The organism is Lactobacillus nasalidis, from assembly GCF_016587775.1.
In the GTDB taxonomy this organism is placed as follows: domain Bacteria; phylum Bacillota; class Bacilli; order Lactobacillales; family Lactobacillaceae; genus Lactobacillus; species Lactobacillus nasalidis.
The window spans coordinates 1-10,346 of record NZ_BOCG01000406.1; the positions used below are offsets into that span (position 1 = coordinate 1).

A 10,346-nucleotide genomic window follows, 5' to 3' on the forward strand; every position below is an offset into this window, starting at 1 on the left:
CTAAGTCGGCGGCTTCCAGTAGCCAAAGCACAAGCACGAGTGCAGACCGGATCGGGACTTTGACCAGCCAATTGCGGGCCAAGCTGCCGGGGATGCTTTTGCCAACAGCAGACGGCTTGGGCCAGGGCAGTGAAAACCTGAACGTGCGCTACACCAGTTCAGCCAGCAAGAACGTTGTCTACTACAGCGTCGGGACCAGCCCGCTGGCTTTAAACGACAGCCAGATTGCCAGTGAAAAGCCTTATGCCGTTTTGACGGAAAACAAGAACGTGGCGGATGCCAGCAGCTTGATCAATTACCAAGAGGCAAAAACTAGCCTGCCGGCAGTCAAGATTGCCTCCGGCGTGACCGGGACAGAAGAAGGGGCGGCCGGGTCGACTTACCTGCAGTTCAACCAGGGCCAGTGGTCCTTCGTCGTCCGGGCCAGCAATGTAGAGGGGCAAAAGCCGCTGCCGACGGCGCAAAAGCTGCTAGCGCTCTACCAGCAATACGGTCTGCCGAATGCGACGGCAAAATCCAGCGTGCAGGTTGATGTCGGCGAAAGCCTGGGGTCTTTGAACACGGTGATTACCTGGGCCAAAGGCTCCAGTGTCTACCAGCTCAATGCCCACAGCACGGAGACTGCCTTTAAGATGCTCAAGAGCCTCAGCTGAGCTTGAAAAATACGTATGCGGCAGCAGCCCAGAGGATGAAGCCGGCGAGGGTTGCCAAATGGAAGTAAGGCTTGCGGATCTTGTGGCGGAAGGCAAACATGCCCAGGCCGGACCCAAGAGGGGCCAAGAGAGAACAAGTAAGGAGAATCCGTTCAGGGATGCGCCAGGCATGCCGGATGGCTTTAGCCTTGTCGATGCCGTAGAGGGCGAAGGCGATTAAATTGATAAGCAGAAGGCTGCTTAGCCAAAGATGATTCATTTTGTTTCCTAGTTAGTTTTTTCAATAGAATTACAGACCATCCTGCTCAGGCAGGGTGGTTTTTTGTCAAAAAATAAAAGCAAGGCAGTTAGCCTTGCTTGTCATCGGCCTTGCTCCAGAGGATGTTGTTTTCTAGTTCCTTTAAGCAATAGAGCTTTGGCGGCCGGCCGCTTTTGTGGAAATTCTTCTGCACGCCCAATTCGGTAAAGAGGAAGCCGTGGGTCTTGCGGAAGTTGGAATTGTCGATCTTGTCGGCAGTAGTCTGGAAGAAGGGGGCGTAAACCTCGCGGGCTTCACGCAGGGTAAATTCGGGCCCGAGAATCTGCAGGATGCTGGGCTGGTAGTCCAATTTGTTGCGGATGCGCTGGATGGCCACGGCGATGATTTCGTCATGGTCAAAGGCCAGGGCGTGGGAATTTTCTGCTAATTCAAAGGTCAAGGCCTTGTCAGCGGAAAAAAGCTCATACTTATGGCCGAAGTTTTCAAAGGCAAACCAGGCAACGTCGCTGGCTCCGTAGCCGGGGCGCAGGTTTGGCATGGCGGGCAGGTAGGTCATGTAGGTCAAGGCCAGGGCCCGCTCGCCTGGTGTCCGGTGGGGGGAGGTAAAGGTGGCCAGCTGCTCGGTGGAAGATTCCGGCAGGTCAAGGCCGATTTTTTCTTTGATCAAACGCACGGCAGCCTGGTCGGCGCTTTCGTTTTCCCGAAGGAGGGTTTCTGGCAGGGCCCAGCGGTCGGCAAAAGGTGCTTCCTTGCGCTTGACCAAAAGCAGCTGAACCCGGTGGGTTTCCTTGTTAAAGCTCCAGATCAGGTTGGTGATGGTGATCAAGGGGCGTTCGACTATCTTTTCTAATTCAGGCATCAAAACGGCTCCTTTCAGTTTTCTTACTATTATATCATTGCCGGGAGGATTGGCTGGCTGTGGAAGAATGATGAAAAATCAGTCTGAATTTTGACATAATCCGTCTCTTTTTCACGTTTGAGTTAAAATTTGTTACGATAAAAATGGTTGATTTTTCATGAAAGGAAAGAAAATTATGGATAATAACTTGCATAAAGTTGAAACACTGACAGATGAAGAATTGGAACAGATTGTTGGGGGAGGCATTGAAGGATTCGGCATTTATATTGGCGGTGCTACTCAAGTGAAAAATAGTGAAGCTTCCTTGATTTTCCGCTTATTGCATCACAAGCGCCATGGAAGAAATTAAACTGTATGTTGAATTGATCGCTGGTGTTTTGTCAGCTGCTATTTCGGTTGCGTTTGATATATATGTTGGTTACCGTTTAGCAGAAATTAAGTTGACTGGTTATCGCAATCGAATATTTGCTTTCGGACTATGTATACTAGCAATCTTAATGGCCATACAAGGAAGATGGGAAACAAACGCAGCTAGTGTAGTGGAATTGATACTATTCACTTGGCACTATCGAAAATATGGCTTAGTTAGGGTTTCAGGCGCCTTTATGGTGGGGCTACTAATAGATTTTTTGTATGATTTGATTATTGTCTTCTTACAAAGAATTCCAAATATCAGCGAATTAATGCTTAGTCTCTGCACGTTGGGGTTGTCTATTTTTTACTATTCTCTATGTATTTTGTTGATTAAGCATTTTCGACAATGGCTACTGCAAAGATTGGAAGACCAATGCCGAAAAATATTTTGGAGTTTATTAGCGTATTCATTCTGCTCATTGATGGTAGTTAATTTGATCAATGTTTTTCTTGATGAGGCCAAACCCTCTGTTATTGGTTATTCTTACCTGTCAATTGGGCAAGCAGCTTTTAGCTGGATCGTTTATTATGTTTTGCGAAGGGCAGAGGATGCACGTTTTAAAGCACAATTACAGCAGCAAAAGCAAAAGGAGCTGGAGGAATATGCCAACTACCTTGAACAAAGTGAAGATAATCTCCGTGCATTTAGGCACGATTACCGGAATCTGCTGAATTCGCTAAAAGTCAGTGCAGCTGAAGGAAATGTTCAAGAGCTGTTAGATAAATTAGAACGCTATTCTGCTGAAAACCTCGATTCTCAGGCTCTTCTTAAGTACAAAGACACAAACCACATTCAGGTTAAAACTCTTAAGAGCCTCATTATCACGAAGCTGAATGCCATATATCAAGCAGGCATTCCTTATGATTTTGAATGTCGGCAGACAATTGCGTCAATCCCAGGCAATGTTGATGAACTTGACTTAGTTAGAGTAATTGGAATTACCTTTGACAATGCATTAGAGGAGAGTCAATCTCTTTCAGAAAGAAATGGTCATCCAGAGATACAGGCGATGCTTTACCAAGAAACAACAGATAGTCTAGAGTTTGAAATCCGAAACAAGATCGTCCGGGGTAAAAGACAGCATACAAATCTAGCAACTAAAGGCTTTACAACGAAAACAGGACATCAAGGTCTAGGGTTGGCAAATTTGCAAGATATCGAACAAAAGTATTCGGAATTAGATATCTCATACAATGTTTCGGATGGCTGGTTTGACCTTTACTTAACGATTGATCAAGAAGAGGATGAGTAAGTTGGAATATAAGGTTATCGTGTGTGATGACGATGCGTCTTTGGCTGAAAGCCTTGCTCAAAGGATAGTTTATGCTAGCGAGAATTTGTCAGATGACAACGAAAATTACCGACAGAGCAAGGTGGAATTAGCATTGGTTGCCAACAGTTTTGAAGAGGTAGCTGGCTATTTGGTAGCTAACGAAACGACTAATGCACTTTATTTTTTAGACATTGAATTGAACAAGGGGATTAATACAGGCGTTGACTTGGCTGAGTTTGTTCGAAGTCGTGATCCCAACGCGCAGATAATCTTTGTGACAGCGTATGATAAATACGCCCCATTGACCTATCGTCGGCGAATTGGCGCAATTGATTACATCAACAAGGAACTGCCTTCAGCTGCCTTTATGCAGCGGCTAAAGGAAACTTTGCAAGCAGCCTTTGATAATCTGGACCTTTTAAGTCACGTAAACCATCAGTATTTTAGCTACAAGTGCGGCCGGCATTTACAAAGAGTCCGTGCTTCTGAAATTTACTATATCGAAAACAGCACGATGCAACACAAAGTTCATTTAGTAGCGGCAAATGGTGACAGTGAATTTAAGAACAACATTTCTAAGCTGGATGAAGAAAATGATTTTTTGCTAAAAGTTTCGCAGTCATGCGTAATCAATCCGGATAATGTAGTCAGCGTAGATTTGGCTAAAAGATACGTAACTTTTCCAAACGGAGATATAGTTTACTTCTCGAGAGATAAGAAGAAGCAGATCGCAGCACTTGGAGAAAAACAGAATCAGTCCAAAAACTGACCGGATAGGTACTTTTCTGCAATTAAAGATTGAAAAGGGTAAGATTGCAATGAGCTGATAGGGAAGCAATTTTCCTCTGCCACTAATTACAAACAGTGCTAGAATGTAAGCGAAAAAACATTGTTTGATTTTTCATTTTATAGGGGGCTGTACGATGTTTTTTAACAAGAAAGAAAACGAAGCAGAAGAAGCATTTAAGAAGCAATTGGAAACTGTCGCAAATGACCCGGCAGTCAAGGCAAACGCGGCTTTGAGCAAGCTGCTTGAAGCAGCTGTTAAGAAGGCTGAAAAGTCAGAATCAATCCGCTCAATTGCGTCTAACCTGGACACTCAATTGCGGTCAAACTTTGCTGAAAACAAACTGCCAAAGGCCGTTACTAGCTTGCAACTGGACTTGGCCCGCTACTCTGCAGTTGGTTCTAATGGCGTAGTTCTGAAGTAATCTACTGAAAACTTAATCATATTAAAATAAGTGCTGCTGAAGTTTGGTATTCCTTCTTCAACAGCGCTTATTAATTTATTTTGAACAAAAAATGAAAAAACGCTATGCTTTGCTCATGATTGGTGCTACATTTGTCGCAAATGATACAGCGTAGTGTTAGCTGTAGTAATCTTTTTTCATGGACTTATGGGAAGAGAAGTAATATGACTATTACAAAAAAGGTAAGCAAAATACTACTATTTAGCTTTGGATTAATTGAGATTTTACTTAATTGTAAAACAGTGAATGCAGCTACCAATGCTGATAGCTCCACAGAGGTTGTTGCAAACTATGAGTTGTCTTCGATTCCTGCAGATACTTTAAAAGAAATGAAGGAAATAGCCAAAGAAGATAGTCTTGTTGATTTTATACAAAAAGGGAATACGGTTACTGTGGAAATATTATTTCCGAACGACAAGGATATAAGAAAAGATGGGACAACGGTAAAAACACCGTTTACAACTTCTTTTATCAGACTACCATCACAGCCTAAACCAAAAGTTATAGACTTTAAGTCTTGGATTGGCTCAATGGATAAGGATAATGGTCAGTCTTCTGTCAGATCAGGAACCATGTTTATCGCTGTTCCTTCGAGCGGTGGTGGATATTCGGGCCAAAATAATGGTGATCGAGTAAAAACTGGTGCACATGTGCATTGTAATAGATTTAATGGGCCGAATAGTGACCCTAGATATTGGAAGAAGACAGATCCGCGATCCTGGACAGATTTCTATAGAAGTGACTGCTACTACCATTGGAGTAAATATGGTTGTTCAGATCTAGGGACAATGACTAAGTGCGATGGGCTTGATAGACGCGGAAAAGGTGTTAAAGATTGCTCCTCGTGGTCTGGTGGCCCAAAACACAAGAATTGGCCTAAGACTTGTTGGTATCGTTAAAGAAAGGAAGATGATTACGTATGTACCAAGCTTCACACCTTCCACTTTGGGAACGTGTTTTCCATATTGTCGGCGACAGCACGATTATCTGGCTGTGGCACCACCTCTTAATCGTGGCTCTAGGCCTTTTAACCTTGCTTGGCTTGGTAATCTATCTGGTTGTCAGCGGCATCCGGCAAAAAAACGTCGCTAAAGCTGTCTGGCCAGTCGTCGTTTTCTGTTCCTGCCTGGGCCTGGTCTACTTTGCCATGAGCTGCGCGATTATGGACTAAAATAGAAAAAGCAAAGTGCTGCTTGAGCCTAAACATCCGGCTTTAGCGGCACTTTTTTCGTCCCTGTGCGTAAATAGCATGAAACATTGTAAGGAAAAAGTAACCAAAAATATTCATACAAAGGCCAAAAAGGGGCCGATTTCTTTGGTATAATAAACTAATTACAAATGTTTCACGGAGGAGTGAGTGGAATAAGATGAACACGCCACGATCACGCGAAGGTAACATTGTCCGTTATCTCGTCTATTTTGTAGTTTTTGTTTTCACGGCCCTGGCCGACAATCTGGCCATCAAGAGCCCGTCCATCAGTATTTGGAACGTCGTGCTCTTTTTAACCTTGGCAGCCATGTGCCTGCTGTTTTACATTTACCGCTACAACCGTGAGCAGCGCTTCTTCGATTCACGCTTCAACGTTCCCTGGCTGAACAGCTTCAAGCTGACCGTGCTTTTGAGCTTGATCGTAGCCGCCGGCCGGATCGGCATCTCTTATCTGCAGCTTTACCAGGGCCTGCCGGCTTCTGGCCTGCAGCTGGCCTACGCGGCTCATTCCACTAGCACCTTGTACTGGTTCATGATGCTGGCCAACGGAGTGGTTCTGCCGATTCTGGAAGAGTACCTTTGTACCGGTTTCCTGTTCAATTACTGGTTCAGGACTGAGAAAAAGGGCGTGGCCTACGCCGGCATGATCTGCTCGGGTCTCTTTTACGCCATCTTGACCTTCCAGTTCGCGCCGGCGATCTTCGCCTTCAATTTTGCTTTCGGCATGCTTTTTGCCTGGAGCTACCTCAGCACCCAGACCATCTGGCTGCCGCTCTACCTGGCGGCCTTGAACGGCGTCTTGACCGTCATCACCATTTCTGTCTGATCAACAAAAAAATAAGCGAGGCTCTCAGAGCCTCGCTTATTTTGATTAATTTATGGTATAAAAAAAGCGGATAGAGTGAATCGAACCCTCATCTCCAGCTTGGGAAGCTAGCGTTCTACCATTAAACTATACCCGCAAGATGTTTTTAGTATAGCATGTAAAAAATATTTCGCCAAGTCTTTTCCGCAACTTTTTTAAAAAAGATTGGCTGCCCCCGGCGGGAATGGTTTAATCCGTTTGTTATTTTTGCTAAAATGATAATAATAACGCACGATAGAAACAATTTAACAATTAGACTAGTAAAGGAAAGCGAAAAATGGCAAAAGAAATTATTTTGACCGGTGACCGTCCAACCGGCAAGCTGCACATCGGACACTACATTGGTTCCCTGAAGAACCGGGTCAAGCTGCAAAACACCGGCGACTATGACTCCTACATTATGATCGCTGACACCCAGGCCTTGACTGACAATGCCCGCAATCCCGAAAAGATCCGCAACTCCCTGATCGAAGTTGCCTTGGACTACCTGGCTGTCGGCCTGGACCCGGAAAAGTCCACCATCTTTGTCCAGTCCCAAATCCCGGCCCTGTTTGAATTGACTACTGACTACATGGACCTGGTAACCCTGTCCCGCTTGGAAAGAAACCCGACTGTCAAAGCTGAAATCAAGCAAAAGGGCTTTGGCGACTCTTTGCCGGTCGGCTTCTTGACCTACCCGGTTGCCCAAGCTGCCGACATCACTGCCTTCAAGGCTACCTTGGTGCCAGTCGGCGATGACCAGGAACCAATGCTGGAACAAACCCGGGAAATCGTCCGCAGCTTCAACCGGACCTACAATGTCGACGTCTTAGTTGAACCAAAGGGCTACTTCCCGCCTAAGGGCCAGGGCCGCCTGCCAGGCCTTGACGGCAACGCCAAGATGTCCAAGTCCCTGGGCAACTGCATCTACCTGTCTGACGACGCGGAAACGGTCAAGAAGAAGGTCATGTCCATGTACACCGACCCTAACCACATCCACGTGGAAGACCCGGGCCAGGTTGAAGGCAACACCGTCTTCACTTACCTGGACGTCTTTGACCCGGACAAGGACACTGTTGCCCAGCTCAAGGAAGACTACCAAAAGGGCGGGTTAGGTGACGTCAAGATCAAGCGCTACTTGAACAAGGTCCTGGAAGCCGAACTGGCGCCAATCAGAGAACGCCGGCAAAAGTACGCTGAAAACCTGGATGCCGTTTACGACATGCTCTATCAAGGCTCACAAAAGGCCAACAAGGTTGCCGACCAGACGCTGCAGGAAGTCCGCGACGCCATCGGCTTCAACTATTTCAAGAACCGAGGCTAAAATGACGCGCAAGCGAATTCCCTGGAAGCAGTATTTTATGATGCAGGCCCTGGTGATCGCCCAGCGGTCGACCTGTGACCGGGCCTTGGTCGGCAGCGTCCTGGTCAAGGACAAGCGGATCCTCAGCACCGGCTACAACGGATCGGTTTCCGGCCAGGAGCACTGCGATGACGTGGGCCACCAGCTGGTTGACGGCCACTGCGTGCGGACCATTCACTCGGAGATGAACAGTTTGATCTCCTGTGCCAAAAACGGGGTCTCGACCGACAACACGGAAATCTACGTGACCCACTTCCCGTGCTACAACTGCACCAAGCACCTGCTGCAGGCCGGAGTAACGAAGATCAACTATTACTATGATTATCACGACAGCCCTTTGGCCATTCAGCTGCTCCGTGATAGTGGAGTACCTTATGAACAGATTAAGCTTGACCGCCAATTCGTCGAAGAACTGGCACACAAACTTGAAGACGGCAGCGACTAAGCTGGCCCGGCTTTTTGCCGTGCTCTGCCTGTTTCCGCTTTTGACGGGGGCAAGCAGCTTTTTCGTGCAGGACAATGCCGGAATCATCGATTCGGACACGGCCAAGATGGTCAACCAAAAGAACGCCAAGTACCAAAAGACTTCCGAGCATCCGATCGTGATCGTCGAAACCCTGCGAAACGCCAAAAGGACGCAGCCCGACGGCCTCAGCAAGGCCACCAAGACCGTGTACATCGTGATCAACGTGCAAAAAGACGGCACCAAGCGGGCCTTTCTTTACAGCAGCAGCGACCTGCACAGCCAGTTCACCGCTCAGGTGCGGGCCAACATCCTCAGCCACACGGCTTCCAAAATAGCCGCTGACGACACGGTGGCCTTCAACGAAGGGGTGCAGGAGCTGTTCAAGATCTCAGTGACCCTGGTTGACCAAAGCATGAGCTTCAAGAAGGACTCGCTGGATCTGTCAAGCGAGGAGCTGAACCGGGTGATCAAGCCTGCCGACCTGCGGATTCCGATCATGTGCGCCCTGATCGTCTTGATCGTGGCCTTGATCGTCTTCCTGCGCTACATCGTGAAGCGGCAGCTGCAGAAGTAGGCCGGAAATTTTTTCACAAAAAAAACTCAATAAAAACGCTAACTTTACATAAAGTGGTTTACAAGTTTGCCCAGAGCGTGTATAGTCTTTTATGTAAAGTTGAAAGAGAGCAAATGAACTGTTAGGTGAGACTCCTACGTGAACACACGCTATCGCCCAGAAACATCCAGAGATGCCAACGGGTTAAATAGAAATTGTCGACATAAGGCACTTTCCAGGTAGCTAGCATGTGCTTACGTCACGTAGTGTTAAAGCTGAGCGATTAGTCAATAGCGTGGCCTTATTTGGCAAGGTCCCCCTTACGTTCTGTAAGGGGGACTTTTTTGTTCGTTTGCGAAGTTGTCATGAGAGGGGAATTATTATGCTCAACAAGTCAATGAACAAAGCTGCCAGCGAAGACGCAAAGCGGGTTTCAAGAATTGCCTTTGAAAAGCGGAGCGTGACCCTGGCCCAGCTGCATACCAACAGCAACGGTCTCAGCACCGAAGAAGCGGCCAATGTCCGGGAAAAGACCGGGACCAATGAAATCGCGAGCAGCAACCAGTCCAGCAAGCTGCACTTCCTGGCTGAAGCCTTTCTGACCCCGTTTACCCTGGTTTTGCTCATCTTGGCGACGATGTCCTTGTTTACCAACTACATCCTCGTCCCGCAGAGTGAAAAGGACCTGAGCACCGTGATCATCATGATTGTCATGGTGCTGGTTTCCGGGATCACTTCCTTTGTCCAGAACGTCCGCACGTCAAATGCCGTCCAGTCGCTTCTGAAAATGGTCTCAGTCACGACCAACGTGCGCCGGGACGGCAAGGACCAGGAAATCCCGACCAAGGACGTGGTGATCGGCGACATCATCAACGTTTCTGCCGGGGACATGGTTCCAGCCGACATGAAGCTCCTGTCCAGCACTGACCTTTTCTGCTCCTCCAGCTCCTTGAACGGGGAATCGACGCCGACGGAAAAGAACGCCAACTTCGTGCCGACCCCGGACAAGATGGAGAGCTACTTGGACTACCCGAACATCCTGTTTGAAGGCACGACGATCGTGTCCGGGTCCGGCCGCGGGGTGGTCTTCGCCACCGGCAGCCACACCATGTTCGGGAAGATGGCGGCAGAAATCGCCAACACTGAAATGAAGGAGACCACTTTTGACACCGGGATCAAGAGCATTTCCAAGCTGCTCTTG

Annotated in this window: 14 protein-coding genes, 1 tRNA gene and 1 riboswitch; of the genes, 12 read left to right on the forward strand and 3 right to left on the reverse strand. The window is 47.5% G+C overall.

Features of this window, described 5'->3' with window-relative positions; all coding sequences use genetic code 11:
- On the forward strand, positions 1-653 hold a 653-nt coding region (locus tag lacNas_RS07380; RefSeq protein WP_201346740.1), incomplete at its 5' end, for a hypothetical protein.
- On the opposite strand, the gene lacNas_RS07385 is transcribed toward lacNas_RS07380, so the two are convergent.
- Together lacNas_RS07385 and lacNas_RS07390 are read right to left on the reverse strand one after the other, a co-directional pair.
- On the reverse strand, positions 646-912 hold the full coding sequence (locus tag lacNas_RS07385) for a DUF1294 domain-containing protein (protein WP_201330746.1): 267 nt from the start codon (positions 910-912) through the stop codon (positions 646-648). The genes lacNas_RS07380 and lacNas_RS07385 overlap by 8 nt on opposite strands.
- An 88-nt stretch (positions 913-1,000) precedes the next feature.
- The gene (locus lacNas_RS07390) at positions 1,001-1,771 is read right to left on the reverse strand and encodes an NUDIX hydrolase (RefSeq protein ID WP_201330747.1); all 771 of its coding nucleotides are present in this window, start codon (positions 1,769-1,771) and stop codon (positions 1,001-1,003) included.
- Positions 1,772-1,928: 157 nt separating this feature from the next.
- Between lacNas_RS07390 and lacNas_RS07395 the strand changes: the two genes are divergently transcribed.
- The 7 genes from lacNas_RS07395 (at position 1,929) to lacNas_RS07425 (ending at position 6,745) form a co-directional block, all read left to right on the forward strand.
- Positions 1,929-2,120, forward strand: coding sequence for a ComC/BlpC family leader-containing pheromone/bacteriocin (locus lacNas_RS07395; protein WP_129335327.1), 192 nt, complete (start codon positions 1,929-1,931; stop codon positions 2,118-2,120).
- Positions 2,107-3,438, forward strand: a complete 1,332-nt coding sequence (locus tag lacNas_RS07400) for a GHKL domain-containing protein (RefSeq protein WP_201330748.1) — start codon at positions 2,107-2,109, stop codon at positions 3,436-3,438. Before lacNas_RS07395 ends, lacNas_RS07400 begins: the two co-directional genes overlap by 14 nt.
- Complete coding sequence (locus lacNas_RS07405; RefSeq protein ID WP_201330749.1) at positions 3,431-4,228, forward strand: LytR/AlgR family response regulator transcription factor; 798 nt, start codon at positions 3,431-3,433, stop codon at positions 4,226-4,228. The genes lacNas_RS07400 and lacNas_RS07405 overlap by 8 nt, the downstream gene beginning before the upstream one ends.
- 154 nt (positions 4,229-4,382) lie before the next feature.
- A complete protein-coding gene (locus tag lacNas_RS07410; protein ID WP_201330750.1) occupies positions 4,383-4,670 on the forward strand; it encodes a bacteriocin immunity protein in 288 nt (95 codons plus the stop codon).
- 203 nt (positions 4,671-4,873) lie between these two features.
- A complete protein-coding gene (locus tag lacNas_RS07415) occupies positions 4,874-5,608 on the forward strand; it encodes a hypothetical protein (protein ID WP_201330751.1) in 735 nt (244 codons plus the stop codon).
- 20 nt (positions 5,609-5,628) lie between these two features.
- On the forward strand, positions 5,629-5,880 hold the full coding sequence (locus lacNas_RS07420; RefSeq protein WP_201330752.1) for a hypothetical protein: 252 nt from the start codon (positions 5,629-5,631) through the stop codon (positions 5,878-5,880).
- A 196-nt stretch (positions 5,881-6,076) separates the two neighbouring features.
- Positions 6,077-6,745, forward strand: coding sequence for a CPBP family intramembrane glutamic endopeptidase (locus lacNas_RS07425; RefSeq protein ID WP_201330753.1), 669 nt, complete (start codon positions 6,077-6,079; stop codon positions 6,743-6,745).
- 65 nt (positions 6,746-6,810) lie between these two features.
- Here the strand turns inward: lacNas_RS07425 and lacNas_RS07430 are convergent.
- Positions 6,811-6,881: transfer RNA gene (locus lacNas_RS07430), tRNA-Gly, on the reverse strand.
- Positions 6,882-7,061: 180 nt separating this feature from the next.
- Here lacNas_RS07430 and trpS point away from each other — a divergent pair.
- From trpS to lacNas_RS07450, 4 genes are all read left to right on the forward strand, one after another.
- Positions 7,062-8,087, forward strand: a complete 1,026-nt coding sequence (gene trpS, locus lacNas_RS07435; protein WP_201330754.1) for a tryptophan--tRNA ligase — start codon at positions 7,062-7,064, stop codon at positions 8,085-8,087.
- 1 nt (position 8,088) lies between these two features.
- The gene (locus tag lacNas_RS07440; RefSeq protein ID WP_201330755.1) at positions 8,089-8,571 is read left to right on the forward strand and encodes a deoxycytidylate deaminase; all 483 of its coding nucleotides are present in this window, start codon (positions 8,089-8,091) and stop codon (positions 8,569-8,571) included.
- The gene (locus lacNas_RS07445; protein ID WP_201330765.1) at positions 8,552-9,166 is read left to right on the forward strand and encodes a methanol dehydrogenase; all 615 of its coding nucleotides are present in this window, start codon (positions 8,552-8,554) and stop codon (positions 9,164-9,166) included. Before lacNas_RS07440 ends, lacNas_RS07445 begins: the two co-directional genes overlap by 20 nt.
- Before the next feature lie 110 nt (positions 9,167-9,276).
- A riboswitch (M-box (ykoK) riboswitch) is annotated at positions 9,277-9,440 on the forward strand.
- Positions 9,441-9,527: 87 nt separating this feature from the next.
- The coding region (locus lacNas_RS07450) for a P-type ATPase actuator domain-containing protein (RefSeq protein ID WP_244661439.1) at positions 9,528-10,346 on the forward strand (819 nt) is incomplete at its 3' end.